Origin of the sequence: Pararobbsia alpina (genome assembly GCF_965118125.1) — a bacterium.
In the GTDB taxonomy this organism is placed as follows: domain Bacteria; phylum Pseudomonadota; class Gammaproteobacteria; order Burkholderiales; family Burkholderiaceae; genus Pararobbsia; species Pararobbsia alpina_A.
In genome coordinates, this window is sequence record NZ_OZ221287.1 from 556,388 (window position 1) to 575,751 (window position 19,364).

Here is a 19,364-nt window from a genome sequence, read left to right on the forward strand (position 1 = left end):
GAGATTCACGAGACCACCCGCTGCGTTTGTGTGATGACGCGCCATACTGACGCACGCTCTGCATGTGCGTACAGTACCCGACGGGTGTTTGAGCGTTATGTGCAAACGTATGCAGATCCTTCGCGCGCTGGCTTGTCCTTGCAGCGCTATGAAATGCGCAGATGGTGCTCCTGTCGCTGAGCGCTAACCCGCCTCGCCCGGACACGTCTTCGGCAACTCGTTCAGATGCTGATGCATCAACTCAAACGATGCGCGCGTATTTCCCTTCGCATCGGGTTTGAGCCGCACGACATACAAACTATCGAAGTCATCGCTTTCCCACTTCGGCACGCTTTTGTCATCGCCTCCGAATTGTTTGAGCAGGTCCTTTGTCACGGTGCGTGCGAGGTGATGTTCCCAGGCGACGAAGACGATGGCGTTTGCATATTCAGGGGCCGTCAACGCTTTGCGCAGACCATCGACATCCTTGAACCCGATATCCGTATTCACGGGCAGTGCGAATGTAATTGCAGTGGGCTCAATAGTCGCGAGCGGGCGCACGTAGTCATACGACACCCCGCTATCGTCTTTCCGAACGCTTGGATTCGGCGCAAAAATCGCGGTGGGTTTTCCGAACAGCGTGTTCAACACGGCCGGCAGATGGAGTGAGCGCTGGAGGCCCTGGCAATCCAGCTGTCCAAGCCCGGCTGCGGGCTTTTCGCCGTGCCGCAGAAAGACGATTGTTTCATCAGCCAGACAGAGTGGCGCTGCGGTAAGCAATGCAGCGGCGACCAGAAGCGTTTTGACTGCTTTCATGAGGGCGGTCGAAGAAGGGATCGACCGCTATTGTAGAAACATAACGCCGACGCGACATATTCCTTGTCGCTCACTAGCGTTAGCCGTGCGAGCGGGCGGCCGTCGAATGCTTCTGAAACTCGGCGAAGACGAGACACCTGGTGTTGCGAGGCGCATGCTTGCGGCCCGAAGAACACGTCGCCTACGACTCCGAAATTCTCGAAGTAATCGATCTCGGCCCACCATGAGACGGCGTTTCCGGTGTCACTGCATAGAGCCAGCGCCGCTTGCTTTCAACCCGGTCCGCACGCGCCGCTCTGCGCACAAAAGTCGCAGCACTCACCAGACGCACGTGCTCTTCCGATGAATCTCTCAGACGGAATTTCCCCTCGTCTGTCATCGCCACGGCATCGGTGCGAATCAGCGCGAGCAGTGCACGCTTGAGTGCGCCGCTATGAATCTCGTGTTTTCTGATTCCAGCGACCGGGAATCGGATGACCGCCTCGGAATATCGCGCCTTGATATCGGCAAAACTCGCAATGCCGCTTTCTTCAATGATGCTAAGCACAACGTCTTGCTGCTGATGCGCGAGCGCTGCTCCGCGGTCGCGCCGTTTCCTCTCGGTCGATATCACGGCAAGGCCAATACCGACTGCGATCAATGAAAGCAGCACTGTCTTTGCGGGATCTCTGTCCATCATCAGCCTTACTGAGTAATGAGGTGTGGGGACGCAACTAAGCCCTTTATAGGTTGCTATCTCATTGAATACCAGTGCGCGGCAGTTGCGGTTCCGTATTCGTTGATCAGCGCGCAAATAACGAGCGTGCTTCATAACCTTCGCGTGTCGACAATGCTCCTGCATGCTGCATCGCCGCAGCTTGTGCGACATTCGCATGCCTGTGGTGCTGCTGCAATGCAAAAGACGTGAAGCTTTCATTGGTGCGGCGGCGCGCAGTCCCGTGTAACGAAGTTCGGGTAGCATCTGACCCGCACCGGGAGTTGGCGCTGGGTAGCCTGAAGCACCCGTCGGGATCAGGGAGGTGGTTGCTCAGGCAGGGTTCTCATGGGTACCAGAACTCAATACATGCATAACAACAAGCGCGACAACACGCGCTTTAAACTCGACGATCAATATCGTGCCTCCACCCGATATCGGACCTCATGCGAGTCTGGCAAGCATCTATCAGAGCCTGCCCACGGAACTCGATCAGTCCGCCTCGATCACCTTTACACAGGGAGCGAGCGGCTTTGTGACGCTCGTGAGCGTCGAGCCGCGCTTTTATACGCTCGTCGTGAATCAAATGCTGCTCTATACGGGGCCGGCGATCGGCATCATTAGACAGATTCGTCACTACGAAGTGACTGGAACCATTCTGCCCATCGACGGCATGCTCCCCCGTGAGCTGGGTGGGGGCGACCGATAGTCGATAGCCGCCACCTCCTGCTTTTCCTTGATCATCGAATGCTTGCTCGTGTCGCGCATGCCGGCATAGACAAGCAGTGAACAGAAGATCGCCGCGGTCACGTACCAATAGAACAGCGATTCGTGACCCGCTTGTTTGAGCCACAGGGCGATGTACTCCGCCGTCCCGCCGAAGATCGACACGGTCAGCGCGTAGGGCAAGCCCACGCCCAATGCGCGTATCTGCGCAGGGAACAGTTCGGCTTTGACGACGGCGTTGATCGAGGTGTAACCCGAGACGATCGCCAGGGCGCCAAGAATCAGAAAGAACGCAGTCCAACCGCTATGCGTATGGCTCAGCGCGGTCAGGATGGGTACGGTCAACGCCGTGCCAAGCACGCCGAAGGCGATCAGCACAGGCCGCCGTCCGATCCGGTCGGAGATCGCGCCAACGATCGGCTGCATCACGGCGAACAACGCCAATGACGCGGCGGAGATCAGTGTCGCGTCATGCTTGGTGAGGCCCACCGTGTTGACGAGGAACTTCTGCATATAGATCGAGTAGGTGTAGAACGCGATCGTGCCGCCCATCGTCAGGCCGATCACGGTCAACACCGCGCGCGGGTGCTTGCGCAATTCCGCCAGGCCGCCACGCGCCTGCTTCGATGCGCGTGCGCGTTTGAACTCGTCCGTCTCTTCCATCGTCGAGCGCAGACGCATCGCGGCCAGTGCGCACGCGGCGCCCACGAAGAACGGAATGCGCCAGCCCCATGCTTCGAGTTGTTCGGTGCTCAGCACATATCGTTGCAATACAACGAGCAGCCCCAGTGCAAGCAATTGACCCGCGATCAGGGTTACGTACTGAAAGCTCGAATAGAAGCCCCGACGACGCGATGTCGCAATCTCGCTGAGATAGGTGGCGGAAGTGCCGTACTCGCCACCGACACTCAGACCCTGTAAAAGGCGAGCCGTTACGAGCAGGATGGGCGCCGCAACGCCGATCTCTGCATACGACGGGCACAGGGCGATGATCAGCGAGCCGAAGCACATCAGCATGATCGACATCAGCAAGGCTGACCGTCGGCCATAGCGGTCGGCACAGAGGCCCATGATCCAGCCGCCGACCGGACGCGCCAGAAAGCCAACCGCAAAAACCGCGGCCGTGTTCAATAGCTGCGCGGTCTGATCGCCGGCCGGAAAGAACGATCGCGCGAAATAGAGTGCGAAGGCTGAATACACATACCAGTCATACCACTCGATCAGGTTGCCTACGGAGCCGGAGAAGATGGACCGTAGACGAGAGGCGGTGGTGGGTGACGTGGCCGGGGGATCGGTGACCGCGAGCGCGGACGCACCCTTGGGGGAGGAATTCATGGCGTCTCCTTGAGCTTTATGAAATGACGCAATCGATCTCGATCGATCGGGATTGCGTATCCGCATGCGACTGGCAGTGCCTTTCACGCGCAGGGGCCCAAGTGTCTTGCCTTATTGATGTCTTGAAATGGTAATCGGCCCTATTTCAGAAATGTCGGACAGAGAAGCAGACTCGGCCTACGACGTGAAGCAAACCGACACGGTTCCGGGAGTACACTCGCCTCACCATTCATCACCATGACGGGCCCATGGAGACGATCGGACAACAAAGGTTGTGGTCGTTTATCGTCGGACAAGCGGACGCCGTCACGGTCCGCTGCTCGGACGTGCGTCGCGGCAACGGCCACTTCGTGAACAACTTTCTCGAGCTGGCCTCGAAGGTCGCCGAGCTTCAGTTTCGCAATCGTGATCACGTGCTGCTGTTTCGCGGTCAACGGGCCGATCATCGGAATACGCAGCACAATTCAACGCTCAAGCCGACGCTGTTTCGCGCAAGGAAAGGCAATCCGACGCCAACGGAGTTGCAACAGCGCTTTGAGGTGCTCGAGGCCGCGGAGGCCTATCTTGCCGAGGAGTATGTCAACGACGGCTTTCTCGGCATGCAGCGTTTGCAGCGTCAGCGCATCGTGCGGTGGGCGGTGTTGCAGCACTACGAAGTCTGTCCGACACCGCTGATCGACGTCACGCATTCCTTGCGCATTGCGGCGTCGTTCGCCTCGCACGGTGCGCAAACCGAGGCGTTTCTGTTCGTGCTCGGCATTCCTTTTCTGGGTGGTGGGTTGACAGCGAGTGCCGAAGCGGGACTTCAGGCAGTGCGGCTATCGAGTGTGTGTCCGCCGGCCGCGCTTCGCCCGCATGTGCAGGAAGGCTATCTGCTGGGTGAATACCCCGAGATGGGAGGCTTCAAGCAGAAGGAGCTTTACCGCCACTTCGAGATGGACTTCGGACGGAGGCTGATCGCCAAGTTCTGGTTCAACCCGCAGACGTTCTGGACAGACGCCAATTTCCCGCTTGTCAGCGAGACGGCGCTGTACCCGCCGATCGAGTGGGATCCGCTGATGCAGCTGGCGGCACGTGTCAAAGCCAGGCTGGAGCACACGGAAGCTTGATCGATTGCCACGGCCGGCAGCACGTTGATGCAAGACGGTGCCGCACGACGCCCGGACAAAACGCTGAAGCAGAACGCCCTCGGTGTCGAACGCGTTGATGCATTTTTGATGTCGGGATCAACGCCGCTCACGACGGTTTCCGAATAAGCTGCTCCGACGCGATACAACACAATCACGGAGGAGACGGCATGGTGATCAAGGAAGTCGGCAGGCGGATCAGACTCGGCCTCGTTGGCGGTGGCCCGGGTTCGATGATTGGCGAGACGCACCGTATCGCGGCGCGCATCGACGGACACTACGATATCGTTGCCTCGGCATTGTCGTCGGATCCTGAGCGTGCGCGGCAAGCAGCTGCCGAGCTTGGCATTGCGCCTGAGCGCGCGTATGCATCGTGGCAGGACATGCTCGTGCAAGAAGCCGCGCGGGACGACCGCGTGGATGTGATCGCCATCATGACACCCAACGACTCGCACTATGACATCTGCATGCGTGCGATCGACCACGGCTTCCATATCATCTGCGACAAGCCGCTCGCCAATACGCTCGCGCAGGCGCGCGAGATCGCCGTGGCCGCGCAACGCAAAGGCGTCGAGTTTTGCGTGACGTATTGCTACACGGGATTCCCGATGGTGCGCCAGGCACGTGACATGGTGCAAAACGGCGAACTCGGTGAAATCCGGCAAGTGCATCTGCAATACGTGCAGAGCTATCTGGCCGGCGAGTTGCCCAAGGGATGGCGCACGGAAAACAAGCGCGGCGGCGATTCGCTGGTGCTGATGGATATCGGCACGCACGCATTCCACTTGGGCGCGTATGTGACGGGGCTCGATGTCACGAAGCTGTGTGCGGACGTCGGCTCGGCGATACCGGGGCGCAGCGTCGACGACTATGTGTCAGCCCTTCTGCACTACGAGAACGGCGCGCGCGGATCGCTCTGGGTAACGAATGCGGCGGCCGGTTCGGAGCATGGGCTGAGTTTCCGCATTCATGGCGACAAGGGCGGCCTTGAATGGCATCAGGAAGAACCCAACAAGCTGATTCACCGACGCCACGGCGGCTTTGAAGAAACGATCACGCGCCGGCTCGGGCCGGAGATGAGCGATGGGGCGCAGCGTTCGACACGCATTCATATCGGTCATCCGGAGGGGTATCTCGAGGCGTTTGCGAACCTCTACACGGAGTTCGCAGAACGCGTAGCCGAGCGACTCAAGGGGATCGATTCACCGCGCCGCGCGACGCTTTACCCGACGGCCGCCGACGGCGTCAAAGGGCTCGCGCTTGTCGCAGCGTCGGTCGCGAGCACGCACCACGGAACATGGCAGGACGTGGACCGCAGCTAGGCGCGAAGCCGAAGCAGGGCCGGGCCCGGTAGCCGCGCTCCCGACGAAGCGCCGGGTTCCGATGCCGCTTACGCAGCGAAAGGTCCGGCCTGATTCATCGTATGCATTCCGTCGATCGCGGCAACCGTCTCGGCCGGCTTCATCGAATGCAAGGGCAACGCAACGAACACGCTGATGCGGCGCAGGATCTGGCGGAAGACCTGTTCGAAAGCGCGGGCCTGATCAGCATCGGTGCCGTGCTTCTCGACAGGGTCAGGGAAATTCCAGCGGCAAAACATCGGATCGCCGGGGAACAATGTCGGCGACAGCGCGCCCGATTGCTCGCACATCGCGATGATCAAATCCATCTTCGGCGCTTCGGGGCGCGCATACAGATGCCAGCTCGCCGGGCGCATGCGCTGATCCGACGTCACATGCGGATCGAGCTGCGCAAGCGCGAGCGGGTGAACGTTCGTCGCAGGCTGAATGCCCGCGCTGTATGCGCCAAATTTATTGCCGCCGAGTTCGCGCAGCAGCGCCTCGGCCATGATGCTTCGCGCCGAGTTAGCCCAACACAGGAACAACACATTGCACTTCTGTTTCATCGTTCACTCCGCTACCGCGCGGTTCGTCTGTGTGATGCGATCCGTTTCTCGCCGTCAGTCGAACCATCGTGGATCTGCGAAATGCAGATGATTGGAACGAAACACCGGCTTCCAGAGCTAAACAGCACGGTGTCTTGCACGACACGCCGTTAATCGAGACACATCTGTCTGTTTATCGGTTGCAGATTCAAAACCTTGATTCTGATCGGCCGCAGCGGAATAAAAAAACAGCTGCCTTTGGTTTAGGTCACGCACTGAATGCTCGAAAACCCGCGCCCTGTATGAAAACAGCTTCTGCCATGCATATTTAGATGATGTCCTCGACTCCGCCGATGTAGTGAATGCCACATGCGTGCGATAGAAAATCGTAAGCATGCTGCGTGACTGTTGTCCGCATGCAGCTTATGGCCGCTTTCAGGGGGCTGGCGCGCCAGAAAACCGCGTTTCCATCTGTATCGGCGCGATATACTCACGCGAAGAACAACGCACATCACGAACCACGTGAGTCGGGAGTGACACAGTCGACACCGGTCTGTGTCGACGAGGTCCGTCAGGCGCTTCACGTCAGAGCGACCTGATTGAGGATGGCGGCGTTCGGTTCAAGACCCTAAAGGAAGGTCGCGCAGGTCGCTCACGGATGGTTACGGCACATTGACAATGGTACGGTGGTCACTCAAGTCTCGCGTTGTCGCGATTACCGTCTCGGTGCTGGCCGTGTTGATGGTGCTGCTGATTTTCACAGCGAGGCACTACGCGTATATCGGCTTGCGGCGCTTGTTGCAGGAACAGCAGGACAATCAGGTCGCCTTGGTTGCCACGCAGCTCGACGACAAGTTCGAACTCCGGGCGCGCATTCTTCAGGCTCTGGCGGTGCATCTTGCGCCTGCCATCGAGCACGATCCCGAACATCTCGAGACCATTGCACGTCAATCGGTCGCCATCCCCGCGACGTTCGACTGGCTGCTGCTGATTTCGCCGGACGGTCAGCGCATCTTCGATACGCGACCGGGCATCGAGGCCAACGTCGCGTATTCGGATCGTGACTATTTTCAGAAGCTCGCCGACGGCGCGCCTTTGGCGATCTCCGATCCAGTCATCAGCCGGGCCACGGGACGGCCAGGCGTGATCATCGCGGTGCCGGTGCGCACGGCGGATGGCCGCATGGTGGCGGTGCTCAACGGTGGCCTCGATCTGCAGAGCAAGAACTTCCTCAACGAGCTGTCGCACGCGCGGCCGGTGCAGTCGGGGACGTTCTGTCTTGTGACGGAAGGCCCGCAAGCGACCTATGTCATGCATCCCGATGTGTCGCGGATCCTCGCGACCGTGGGCGGTGCCGGCGACGCCTGCGTGCCGAGTGCACCGCGGCGACTCTGGATACTGAGTCCCAAGCTCGGACCCATCGTTTCTCGTCATCAGCTCAGGTCGACGCATTGGGAATTGATTGCGAACCTGCCGCCCGATGAAGCGTACTCGCCGTTCACGAGTACCCGACCACGTCTGATCACCGCACTGGCCATCGCGCTTGTGTTCGGCGCGCTGGTCGTCTATGCCATCGTTCGGAGGCTGTTGATCCCGGTGCAGCATCTGCATCGTGTGGTGATCGAAAGTGCACATGACCCGGCGGCCTACAAAGCGCTCGCCACCACTCAGCGCGGCGAGGTCGGCGACCTTGCACGCGCCTTTGCGTCGCTGATGCGGCAGCTCACCCAGAAGACCGACAGCCTGCGTGAAGCGGGCAAGCTCGCTGAGGAACGCAAGCAACTGATCGAGACGATCGCGAATCGTATTCCCGACCTGGTCGCGTATCTGGACCTCAACGAACGTTACGTGTTCGCCAATCGTGCGTTCGAATCGCGCTATGGCTTCGTCGTGCCCGACATGATCGGACGGTCGGTGCGCGAAGTCTGGGGCGATGCGATGTACGACACGCATATCGCCCCGCATATCGCACTGGCTCGCTCGGGCGAGTCGTCAACGTTCGACTATGCATGGCAGACGCCTGCGGGCACACGCTATTTCGAAGTGGTCTACAAGCCGGTGCGCGACGCGGAGCAGCAGCTTGTCGGCATCCACGTGTTTTCGCGCGACGTGACGACGGAGCGTGAGGAGTTTCGTCGACTCGAGCAGACGACGCTCGTCGATCACCTGACCGGGCTGCTCAACCGCAAGGGCTTCGATCGACGCGTTTCCGCGGCTTTCGAGCGATCGAACGACAGCCTTCGTCCGATGGCGTTGCTGCTCGTCGATCTCGACGACTTCAAGGACGTCAACGATACGCATGGACACGCATGTGGAGACCGCCTGCTCGAGTTCGTCGGCGGACGCCTTGAGCTCTGCGTGAGCGAGACGGATGCGGTCGCGCGCATCGGCGGCGACGAGTTTGCGATCGTGCTCGAGCGCGATGTCAGCGTCGACACGATCGACGCGATCGCTCGCAAGATCGTCGATTCGCTTGCGCAGCCCTACGACATCGAAGAATGCGACATTCGTTGCCGCGCAAGCGTCGGCGCCGCGATTCACGATCCGCGTGACAGCAGCTCGACCAACGAACTGTTCATGCGTGCCGACAGTGCACTCTATGCGGCCAAGCACGCGGGCAAGAGCCAATACACCTTGTTCGGTGCTGCAGCGGTCAGGGTCGAATAGCCGGGACAGGTCGACGTTCGATGCGAAGGTCGGCCCCAGTTCCTGAACCGCCACCACGCGGCGCCTGAGCGCTGGGGGACGAGTCGCCGTCGCTCGTCAGACCGTCACCACCAGTTGCGGATTGAACGCCGCGTTTTCCCATTTGAGTTGCGACGGATCGTCGACATATTTTCGATTGCGCGCGTACCCGCGTGGATTGACCACGACGCGGCACGCGCCGACGCGATAGTCGAATGAGTCGTGCACGTGGCCATGCACCCAGAGATCGACGTGTTGCATCAGCGGCGTGAGGTCACTCACAAACGCGGCATTGACGATATCGCCGGCATAGCGCGGATGGACTGAATCGGGATGCGGGCCGTGATGCGTGACGACCACCGTCTTCCCGTCGAAGGGCTTGGCGAGTTCGGCCTCGAACCATTCACGCGTACGCAGATGTTCGGCACGTGCCGATTCCGGCGTGAACCACGCGTCATCGCCGAGCTGGATTACGCGATGGTCGTGCATCTGTCGCGTGGCTTCTTCCATCGCCGCGTCAATATGGTCGCCCCACAAATAGTCGGTCCACAGGCACGCGCCGAGAATGCGCACGCTACCGAGCTCGATGGTCGTGCGCTCGAGATAGTGAATGCCCGCGTGTGAGGCCGCGCCGCGAATCTGATCGATCACGCCACCATATTCGCCGCGCCAGCATTCGTGGTTGCCGTGCACATAGATCACGGGCACAGGCCAGTCGTCGAACGCATGGATCGCCTCGGCGTGGCTATGCACGTCGCCGGCGAGAATCAGCGCATCGGCATCGGGAGCGGGTTCGATCACGCGGAATCCCGGAAACGCGGCGAATTGTTCGAGATGCAAATCCGAAGCGATCTGGAACTTCATGCTGAATGTCCTTGCGGTGTGGTCATCGCGATGTGGAGAATCAATCGCATCATGCCTTCGAATCGTAAGCCTGCTGTGACAACGGTATCTCGTCGGCCACCCGGTCGCTCATTGCGTCGTTGTTGAAACTACTGATGACGTCACGGATGCCGTTACGGATGACGTCGCCCATCACGTACCTTTCTTCGTGCGGGTTGCCGTCTTCGTCGCGGTCTTCGTCGCAGTTTTTTTAGCGGACTGCGCGCGCTTGACCGAGCCCGAGCGCTTGCGCGTTCCGGGTTCGATCCCCATGCGCGCATCGCGTCGCAATGCGAGTCGCGCGAGCTTGAGTGCAAGCGATTCGAAATCAGGATGCGTTTGCGACAGGTACAGCCATTTGCCGATGATCGGATGCGCGTGCAATTCCGGAAAGTCTTCGATCAGGCTTGCCTGGTGTTCGTGCGACGTGCAGACAACCAGGCCATTCCACGGCTCCTCGCCGACGTTCACGGCGAGGTAAAGCAGGCCGTCGAGATAGGCCGCGTCGAACATGAAGAACTTGCGCGTCATGAAACCCGGATCGTCTTCGAGGGATTCGAATACCCAGAACAAAGGGCTGACTTTCCGGACTTTCGGATTGAGATCGATCGCTTTCATGGGCATGACTCGTGATGGACGCGCGACAAGCTATCTCTTCGTATAGTCGTTTCACACTGGAAACTGAAAGAACTGCTTGATCGTGCAATTGTCCGGGGTCCCGTGCGTCCGTAACTTTAGCGGCATTGGCGTTGTCATGCCGAATCGTTACGACAGGAGCCTCCATGTGGATCGTCAGACTGGCGTTGAGCCGGCCCTATACCTTTCTGGTGCTCGCGATCCTGATCGTGATCGGCGGGCCGCTCGCCATCCTGCGCACGCCGACCGATATTTTTCCCAACATCAATATCCCGGTGCTCAGTGTCGTCTGGAGCTACAACGGGCTGAACGCCGAGGAAATGTCGCACCGGATCACCTCGATCTATGAGCGCGCGCTGACCTCGGATGTCGACAATATCGAGCATATCGAGTCGAACTCGCTGAACGGTGTCTCAGTCATCAAGGTGTTTTTTCACCCCGGCGCCGATATCAATCGCGCGGTCGCGGAAGCGACGGCCAATGCGCAATCGCTGCTCAAGGCCATGCCGCCCGGCACGCTGCCGCCGACCGTGCTGACCTATAACGCGTCGACGGTGCCGATTCTGCAGCTTGCCCTGTCGAGTCCGACGCTTGCCGAGCAGCAACTGTACGACCTCGGCAACAACTTCATCCGCACGCAATTGTCGACGATCGAGGGGGCGTCGATTCCCTTGCCCTTCGGCGGCAAGGTTCGTCAGATCATGGTCGATATCGACCCGCAGGCGATGCAGGCCAAGGGCCTGTCGCCCGCCGATGTCGTCAACGCGGTGAATGCGCAAAACCTCGTCGTGCCGGGCGGCACGGCCAAGATCGGCAATCAGCTCGTCAACGTGCAGCTCAACGGGAGCTTTCAGCACGTGGATGCGCTCAACGCGATTCCGCTCAAGACGTTGCCGGGCGGCGGAGTCATCTATTTGCGCGATGTCGCGCACGTGCGCGACGGCTACGCGCCCCAGCTCAATATGGTGCGCAACGACGGCAAGCGCGCGGCGTTGCTGACCGTCGACAAGACCGGAAGTGCATCGACGCTGACGATCATCAGCGAGATCAAGCAGCTCTTGCCAACGGTGCTCGCGGGCGTGCCGAGTTCGCTGCATGTCACGCAGCTCTCGGATCAATCGGTGTTCGTGAAGGCGGCGATCGCAGGGGTTGTCCGCGAGGCACTGATCGCGGCGGGCCTGACTGCGTTGATGATCCTGCTGTTCCTCGGCAGCTGGCGTGCCACGTTGATCATTGCCGTAACGATTCCGCTCGCTGTCTTCAGTTCGATCATGGCGTTCTCCGCGCTCGGTCAGACGATCAACATCATGACGCTCGGTGGCCTCGCGCTCGCGGTCGGCATCCTGGTCGACGACGCGACTGTGGCGATCGAGAACATTACGCATCACCTCGAAATGGGTGAGCCGCTGCACGATGCGATTCTGAAGGGATCGGGAGAAATCGCGGCGCCGACGTTGATTTCGACGCTGTGCATCTGCATCGTCTTCGCGCCGATGTTCCTGCTTTCCGGGGTGGCGCGCTATCTGTTCGTGCCGCTCGCCGAGGCTGTGATCTTCGCGATGCTGGCGTCGTATCTGCTCTCGCGCACGCTGATTCCGACGCTGGCGATGTTTATCCTGCGGGCCAAATCGTTTCGGCGCGCCTCGGGCGCGGAGAAAGGCTTCCTCGTACGCCTGGGTTCGGGCCTGAGCGCTTTCCAGCAGCGTTTCGAGCATCGCTTCGAAGCCCTTCGCGAACGCTATCACGGCACGTTGGCCACGGCGCTCGCGAACCGTCGCGCGGTCGCGCTCGCGTTCGGTGTGATCTGCGTCGGTTCGCTTTGCGCGCTGTTGCCATTCACGGGTCGCGACTTCTTTCCGTCTGTCGATGCGGGGGAAATCCGGCTGCATATGCGCGCACCGACGGGCACGCGCATTGAACAGACGGCAAGCCTGGCCGATCAGGTCGAGTCGGTCGTCAAACAGGTGATTCCGCCTGCCGAACTCGGCAGCGTGCTCGACAATATCGGCTTGCCGGTCAGCGGCATCAACCTGACCTATGACGCCGCATCGCCGATCGGGACGAGCGACGCCGATATCCTGATCTCGCTGAAACCGGGCCATCGGCCGACCGCGGATTATGTCGAGCAGCTTCGCCTGAAACTCCCGAAGGCATTTCCGTCGATCGAGTTCTCGTTTCTGCCGGCCGACATCGTGAGCCAGATCCTGAACTTCGGTCTGCCTGCGCCGATCGACGTGCAGATCGTCGGGTCGAACGTCGCGGACAACTACACCGTCGCACAGCGCCTTCTCGGCGAGATGCGTGGCGTGCACGGCCTTGTCGATGCGCATATTCAGCAGCCTCAGGACCAGCCGTCGATCAATGTCGATGTCGATCGCACGCGTGCGCTTCAGGCCGGGTTTCAGCAGCGCGACATTGCGCAGGATCTGCTGATTGCCCTGTCGGGCAGCTCGCAGACCTCACCGAATTTCTGGCTCGACCCCAAGAACGGCGTCAGCTATCCGCTGATCACCGAGGTGCCCGAGTACGACATTGCTTCGATGCAGTCGCTGGCGAATCTGCCGTTGTCGACGTCGTCGGGCGGGGATGCAGAGTCCGGAGCGTCGGGTACTTCCGGCGCGGCGCCACGAGCCGCGCAAGCAGGCGGATCGACGGGGGCAGTCGCGTCGGCCGCACCGACGCCCGATATTCTCGGCACGCTTGGCACCATGACGCGTTCGACGCAGCAGGCGGTCGTGTCGCACTACAACATCCAGCCGGTCATCGACATCTACGCGTCGACGCAGGGGCGTGACCTCGCCGGTGTCGCGTCGGACGTCAGCAGGATCATTGACCAGGCGAAGGCGACTCTGCCGCGCGGCACGCGCATCGTGTTGCGCGGACAAGTCCAGTCAATGCGCGAGTCGTTCTCGGGGCTGGCGAGTGGACTGGTCTTCGCCGTAGTGCTCGTCTACCTGCTGATGGTCGTCAATTTCCAGTCGTGGATCGATCCGCTCGTGATCATCTCTGGTCTGCCCGCGTCGCTGGCCGGGATCGCCTGGATGCTCTTCACGACGCGCACAACGCTCAGCGTGCCCGCGCTTACGGGGACCATCCTTTGCATCGGGATCGCGACGGCCAACAGCATTCTGGTGATCAATGCGGCCCGTGAGTCGCTGGCGCGCGGCGCGTCACCGCATGATGCGGCGCTCGAAGCCGGGTTCACGCGTTTCCGTCCCGTGCTGATGACCGCCTTGGCCATGCTGATCGGCATGCTGCCGATGGCACTCGGGCTGGGCGATGGCGGCGAACAAAACGCGCCGCTTGGCCGGGCGGTGATCGGTGGCCTCGCTTTTGGCACATGCGCCACGTTGATGTTCGTGCCAGTCGTGTTCGCGGCGGTCCACACGTGGATGCAGAAGCGAAGGGAACGACTCGCGGACGACGACGGCGATTCCGCGCCGCCGGACGGTCCCGGCCTGTCGGCCGGCCCGGGCGGCATGGGGTTGGGCGGCGTGCATACCGCTGCTCACGATCACGCCACCGCTTCGCATACCACTGCACCCGCCCTCCCCAATACCCCTATCGCCAATAGGTGAATTAAAACATGAACTCGCCTGCTGAAAAGCCCCCCGCCACCGGCCGAAACCTGCGCCGCGCCGGGCTGGTGATCGTCCCCGTCGTCGCCGCTGTACTTGCGATCGGCATCGTGCCCCGATTGCGCGCGAACGAGCATGTCGCGTCGATCTCGCGTGAATCGGCGGTGCCGGTTGTACAGACGATTGCCCCGAAACCCGCGCCGGCGACCGAAGACCTGACGCTGCCGGGTAGCGTCGCACCGTTCCAGGATGCGTCCATTTATGCGCGCACGAGCGGGTATATCGCCCACTGGTACGTTGACATCGGCGCTCGGGTCAAGGCGGGCACCTTGCTCGCGACGATCGCCGCGCCGGAACTCGATGCGCAGCTCCGCGAGGCCAAAGCGGCGGTCGAACAGGCGCAGGCGAGTTATCAGATCGCGAGCACGACGGCGCAGCGCTGGCAGACGCTGCTCGCCACGCAATCTGTGTCGCAGCAGGAAACGGATCTGAAGGTCAGCGACATGCAGCAGAAGCGCGCGGCGCTCGACCAGGCGCAGGCGAGCGTTGCGCGTCTGACCGAGTTGCAGTCGTACGAGAAGGTCGTCGCGCCGTTCGACGGTGTGATCACCGCGCGGCGCATTGACGTCGGGGCGCTTGTCGACGCGGGGGGCACGGGCGGCGGGGCGTCGACCCCGGCATCGGAGCTCTTCCATATTCAGCAGACGCAGGCGCTCAGAGTCTATGTACAGGTCCCGCAGTCGGAGGCCGCGCTGGTTTCGCAAGGGACATCGGCGTATCTCGAGACGCCGGAAAACCCCGGCGCACGGATCGCCGCGACGGTCACGCGCACGAACGACTCGATCACGCCGTCGAACCGGACACTGCTTGCCGAGATCGACGTCGACAACCGCGCTGGCGCGTTGATTCCAGGCGCGTATGCGCAGGTGCATCTGCAGCTCAAGCCCGCGACACCGGGGTTTCAGTTGCCCGTGAATGCGCTGCTGTTCCGTGCATCGGGGGTGACGGTTGCGGTGGCCGAGCCGACGGCGATTGGTTCGTCGGGTGCTTCGACCTCGGGCGCCGAACAGGCGGAGCATGTCGAGCTTCGCACGGTCACGATCCGCAGGGATTTCGGCACGTACGTCGAACTTGCGAGCGGACTGAACGGGGATGAGCGCGTGATCCTGAACCCCGGTGATTCGATCTACGCCGGCGCCCGCGTGCAGGTCGCAGCGGATCCGGCAGGAGCGCGATCATGATGCGCGGGCGTGTGACTGTCGCGGAGACGACCCGCCGCCGGGAAATCGGCGTCCGGGCAACGCGCGACCGGACGATCGGCACCTCTGCAGGCGGCATTCGGGCGAACGGGCCACGGATGATCGCAACACCTCGTCCGGCTCTGGGGCTCGCGCTGGCATTGGTGTTAGCGACCGCGTTGTCGGCGTGCTCGGTCGAGCCGCCGTATGCATCGCCCTCAGTCGCGGTGCCTGACCACTACCTCGAAACTGGAAAAGCGGGCGGAACGGGAGGAGCGACATCGGCGCAGACGGCCGCGGCATCGTCCTCAATCTCTGATGCACCGCATTGGCAAGCTGCCGCACCGGCCGACACCGTGCCCCGCGGTGCGTGGTGGTCCGTGTTTCACGACCCGGACCTCGATGCGCTGGAGCAGCGCGTCGATGTGTCGAATCAGACTGTCGTCAAGGCGGTCGCGGAACTCGACGCCGCGCGCGCGTTGGTGGCGTACGAACGCGCGGGCTATGCGCCGACGGTGACAGCCGGCGCCTCGCAGGAGCGCTTCCGGACTTCGTCGAACGTCGAGGGGCATTCGCTGGCGGGCAAGACGATTCCGGATTACTCGGTTGGCGTGGGTGCGTCGTGGGAGCCGGATCTTTTCGGCAAGATCCGCTCGAGTGTCGACACCGCGAACGCGAATGCCCAGGCGAGCGACGCCGACCTCGGCGCCGTGCGCCTTGCCGTTGGGGCGGAACTGGCGACCGACTACTTCGACCTGCGCGAGACGGATTTCGACAAGGCCTTGCTCGACGATACCGTCGCTGCCTATCGCGATGCCTACGAGATGACGCAGCAACGGCTCAAGATCGGTATCGCGAGCGCATCGGACGTCGCCGATGCGAAGGCGCAACTCGATGCAACCGAGTCGAAGGCGACGGACGCGGGTTTGACGCGCACCCGGCTACAGCACGCGATTGCAACGTTGATCGGCGTGCCGGCATCGTCCTTTGTGCTGGCACCCCGGACCGCGTCGATAAGCGCAGCCGCGTCGACGGGCGCCATTGCTCCGACCCGCCCGATCGTTTCGACCGGCGCTATGGCATCAAGGGGCGAATTCGCTTCGACCGGCGCTATCACATCGCCGGGGGCAATGACTTCGACCGACGCTGTCTCATCAATCGGCACCATCGAGGCACCGGACATTCCCGTCGGCTTGCCGTCGACGTTGCTCGAGCGGCGACCCGATATCGCAGCCGCCGAGCGCCGCGTGGCGGCCGCGAATGCGCAGATCGGCGCGACGCGAGCCGCGTTCTACCCCGACCTCACGCTGTCCGTCACGGCCGGTCTCGAGAGTTCTGCCTTCGGTCCCTGGCTGACGGCGCCGAGCTTGTTCTGGGCGCTCGGGCCGCAACTCGCGCAAACGCTGTTCGACGGCGGCAAGCGTACGGCGTCACTGCATGTAGCCGATGCGCACTACACGGCCGCTGTAGCGGACTATCGTCAGACCGTGCTCACGGCATTCGAGCAGGTCGAGAACAGTCTGGCCTCGGCGCACGCGCTCGACGACGAAGCGCAGAGTCAGCATCGCGCCGTCGAGGCTTCGAACGAAGCCCTGACGCTCGCGATGAACCGTTACAAGGGCGGCGCGATTTCGTATCTCGACGTCGTGACGGTGCAGACGACCGCGCTGGCTAACCAGCGTGCGGAGATCGATATCGCACGCCGCCGGCTCGATGCCGATGTGGCATTGCTCGAAGCGCTGGGAGGCGGGTGGCGCGTGCCTGAGGTGGCGTCGTCCGGCCAGTAAAGGCACGAGACGATCGTTTGCCTATGCATCGAGGCGCAATGAAGTGGCGGCCCGTCGAAGTCGCGTACCCCGGCTGCCCGCTACCCGCCGGATCGCACGGTGGCGCCGCGGATCGAGGGTCTGTCGGAACGCTGTGGTTGCATTACACTCGTTTCGATTCGATGCGCCATGCGATACGACATGCTCTCTCCCACGCAACGTGTACCCCTGATCGGCAAACCCAACCCGACCCTCACGCTGACGCTTGCGGGCGTGCTGGCACTCGTCGTCTTCGTGATCGACACTTTCGGTCACCTCGCGACGGCGATCATGGTGCTCTACGTGATCGTCGTCATGCTCGCCGCGACTGTGCTGTCGCGGCGTGGCACGCTGGCGGTCGCCGCGGGGTGCATCGTGCTCACGATCATTGCTTATGTCTTCGGTCATACCGAAGGCCCCTCGTATTCGGCGATCGGGCGATGTGTGCTGGCGTGTGTTGCGATCGCAACGACCACGTATCTGACGCTGCGCCTGCAAGCGAACACGGTTCGACTCGAGGCGCAGGTGCATGAGCTCGATGCGGCTCACGAGGCACTGCATCGATCGATGACAGAGCTCGCGCATGCCACACGCGTGACGATGCTGGGTGAACTCGCTGCGTCGATCGCGCACGAGGTCAGTCAGCCGATCGCAGCGATCGTGACGAACGGCGATGCGACACTCAGATGGCTGCGCCGCGATACGCCCGAAATCGGCGAGGCGTGCGAGATCGTCGAAGCGATGATTCGCGATGCGCGGCGCGCCAGCGACATCATCCGGCGTATTCGCGCGCTCGCGCAAAAGCGCGAGCCTGCTTTTGTGCCGATTGATATCAACGCGGTGGTGAGCGAAGCGATGGACCTCGTCAATCGCGAGGTGCATCAATATGGCGCGCACGTGGATCTCGAACTCGCGCACGGACCGCTGATCGTGCGAGGCGATCGCGTGCAGCTTCAGCAAGTCGTGATCAATCTGCTCATCAACGGTCTGCAGGCCATGACGTCGATCAAGGATCGACCCCGTGTGCTGGCCGTGCGCACTTATACCGACGACAGGGGACGCGTGATTATCGCTGTCCAGGACTCAGGCGTCGGCGTGACGCCGGAGAACGCCGCGAAACTCTTTCATGCCTTCTATACGACCAAGGCCGACGGCATGGGAATGGGGCTTTCGATCTGCCGCTCCATTGTCGAGGCGCATGATGGCATGATCGATTGCGTCGCATCCGCACAGCCCGGCGCACGCATGGAAATCACCCTGCCATTGCTTTCTGAAACGCTGATCACACCGTGACCCAAACGACGACATCCGGCAAGGAGCCGGTCCACGAAGCGGCGCCGATCGTCTATGTCGTCGACGACGACGAATCGCTTCGCACTTCGCTTCGCAATCTGCTGCGCTCGGTCGGCCTGCGTGTCGAACTGTTCGCGAGCGCGAGTGAGTTTCTCGACTTCGAAATGCCCGACGCACCGAGTTGCCTGGTGCTCGATGTGCGGCTCAAGGGGCAAAGCGGCCTTGCGTTTCAATCCGAGCTTGCAAACACCGAGATCGATATTCCGATCATCTTCATGACCGCGCATGGCGATATCGCCATGTCCGTTCGCGCAATGAAAGCGGGAGCGCTGGATTTCCTCGCCAAGCCGTTTCGGGATCAGGACATGCTCGATGCGATCGATCACGCGATCGAACACGATCGCCAGCGTCGAAAAGCGAACCGCGGGCTGGGTGAGCTGCGTGCGAAGTACGAGACGTTGACGCTGCGCGAACGGCAGGTCATGAGCTACGTGATCGCGGGCTTGCTCAACAAGCAGATTGCCGCTGAAGTGTTTCTCAGTGAAATCACCGTCAAGATTCACCGTGCCCAGGCGATGAAAAAGATGGAAGCGACATCCGTCGCCGATCTCGTTCGCAAGGCCGAGGCGCTGGGTATCGAGCCGGCGGCGCCGAAAGGGTGAGGCGTCCACAGAGGCTCGCGAGC

At 61.7% G+C, this 19,364-nt stretch carries 15 protein-coding genes and 1 pseudogene; 9 read left to right on the forward strand and 7 right to left on the reverse strand.

The window, feature by feature from the left end; all coding sequences use genetic code 11:
* Positions 1–183: 183 nt before the first annotated feature.
* The gene (locus tag ACMFWR_RS02235; protein ID WP_413193422.1) at positions 184–795 is read right to left on the reverse strand and encodes a hypothetical protein; all 612 of its coding nucleotides are present in this window, start codon (positions 793–795) and stop codon (positions 184–186) included.
* A gap of 181 nt (positions 796–976) precedes the next feature.
* The gene (locus tag ACMFWR_RS02240) at positions 977–1,756 is read right to left on the reverse strand and encodes a hypothetical protein (protein WP_413193423.1); all 780 of its coding nucleotides are present in this window, start codon (positions 1,754–1,756) and stop codon (positions 977–979) included.
* 154 nt (positions 1,757–1,910) lie between these two features.
* On the opposite strand from ACMFWR_RS02240, the gene ACMFWR_RS02245 reads away from it, so the two are divergent.
* Positions 1,911–2,198 (forward strand): hypothetical protein, encoded by a 288-nt coding sequence (locus tag ACMFWR_RS02245; protein WP_413193424.1) that lies wholly within the window; start codon positions 1,911–1,913, stop codon positions 2,196–2,198.
* Positions 2,199–2,224: 26 nt separating this feature from the next.
* On the opposite strand, the pseudogene ACMFWR_RS02250 reads toward ACMFWR_RS02245, so the two are convergent.
* Positions 2,225–3,550 (reverse strand): annotated as a pseudogene (locus ACMFWR_RS02250) (MFS transporter); the annotation flags it as partial.
* A gap of 248 nt (positions 3,551–3,798) precedes the next feature.
* Between ACMFWR_RS02250 and ACMFWR_RS02255 the strand changes: the two are divergent.
* Positions 3,799–4,659, forward strand: a complete 861-nt coding sequence (locus ACMFWR_RS02255; RefSeq protein ID WP_413193425.1) for an FRG domain-containing protein — start codon at positions 3,799–3,801, stop codon at positions 4,657–4,659.
* Positions 4,660–4,847: 188 nt separating this feature from the next.
* Positions 4,848–5,999 (forward strand): Gfo/Idh/MocA family protein, encoded by a 1,152-nt coding sequence (locus ACMFWR_RS02260; RefSeq protein ID WP_413193426.1) that lies wholly within the window; start codon positions 4,848–4,850, stop codon positions 5,997–5,999.
* Positions 6,000–6,067: 68 nt separating this feature from the next.
* Here ACMFWR_RS02260 and ACMFWR_RS02265 read toward each other — a convergent pair whose 3' ends face one another.
* The gene (locus tag ACMFWR_RS02265) at positions 6,068–6,583 is read right to left on the reverse strand and encodes an arsenate reductase ArsC (RefSeq protein ID WP_413193427.1); all 516 of its coding nucleotides are present in this window, start codon (positions 6,581–6,583) and stop codon (positions 6,068–6,070) included.
* 657 nt (positions 6,584–7,240) lie between these two features.
* Between ACMFWR_RS02265 and ACMFWR_RS02270 the strand changes: the two genes are divergently transcribed.
* Positions 7,241–9,229: a diguanylate cyclase domain-containing protein gene (locus ACMFWR_RS02270; RefSeq protein ID WP_413193428.1), complete on the forward strand. Its 1,989-nt coding sequence runs from the start codon at positions 7,241–7,243 to the stop codon at positions 9,227–9,229.
* Positions 9,230–9,325: 96 nt separating this feature from the next.
* Here the strand turns inward: ACMFWR_RS02270 and ACMFWR_RS02275 are convergent, their stop codons facing one another.
* From ACMFWR_RS02275 to ACMFWR_RS02285, 3 genes are read right to left on the reverse strand one after another with little or no spacing between them, the layout of a single operon-like run.
* Positions 9,326–10,111, reverse strand: coding sequence for a metallophosphoesterase (locus tag ACMFWR_RS02275; protein WP_413193429.1), 786 nt, complete (start codon positions 10,109–10,111; stop codon positions 9,326–9,328).
* Positions 10,112–10,160: 49 nt separating this feature from the next.
* On the reverse strand, positions 10,161–10,283 hold the full coding sequence (locus ACMFWR_RS02280; protein WP_413193430.1) for a hypothetical protein: 123 nt from the start codon (positions 10,281–10,283) through the stop codon (positions 10,161–10,163).
* Positions 10,283–10,747: a hypothetical protein gene (locus ACMFWR_RS02285; protein WP_413193431.1), complete on the reverse strand. Its 465-nt coding sequence runs from the start codon at positions 10,745–10,747 to the stop codon at positions 10,283–10,285. Before ACMFWR_RS02285 ends, ACMFWR_RS02280 begins: the two co-directional genes overlap by 1 nt.
* A gap of 164 nt (positions 10,748–10,911) precedes the next feature.
* On the opposite strand from ACMFWR_RS02285, the gene ACMFWR_RS02290 reads away from it, so the two are divergent.
* The 5 genes from ACMFWR_RS02290 (at position 10,912) to ACMFWR_RS02310 (ending at position 19,341) form a co-directional block, all read left to right on the forward strand.
* Positions 10,912–14,343 (forward strand): efflux RND transporter permease subunit, encoded by a 3,432-nt coding sequence (locus tag ACMFWR_RS02290; RefSeq protein ID WP_413193432.1) that lies wholly within the window; start codon positions 10,912–10,914, stop codon positions 14,341–14,343.
* Between the two features lie 8 nt (positions 14,344–14,351).
* Positions 14,352–15,584 carry an efflux RND transporter periplasmic adaptor subunit gene (locus ACMFWR_RS02295; protein ID WP_413193433.1) on the forward strand — a complete coding sequence of 411 codons (1,233 nt, stop codon included), beginning with the start codon at positions 14,352–14,354 and terminating at the stop codon, positions 15,582–15,584.
* A 116-nt stretch (positions 15,585–15,700) separates the two neighbouring features.
* Positions 15,701–17,368: an efflux transporter outer membrane subunit gene (locus tag ACMFWR_RS02300; RefSeq protein WP_413194743.1), complete on the forward strand. Its 1,668-nt coding sequence runs from the start codon at positions 15,701–15,703 to the stop codon at positions 17,366–17,368.
* Between the two features lie 180 nt (positions 17,369–17,548).
* Positions 17,549–18,679: a sensor histidine kinase gene (locus tag ACMFWR_RS02305; protein WP_413193434.1), complete on the forward strand. Its 1,131-nt coding sequence runs from the start codon at positions 17,549–17,551 to the stop codon at positions 18,677–18,679.
* Complete coding sequence (locus tag ACMFWR_RS02310; protein ID WP_413193435.1) at positions 18,676–19,341, forward strand: response regulator transcription factor; 666 nt, start codon at positions 18,676–18,678, stop codon at positions 19,339–19,341. Before ACMFWR_RS02305 ends, ACMFWR_RS02310 begins: the two co-directional genes overlap by 4 nt.
* Positions 19,342–19,364 lie beyond the last annotated feature (23 nt).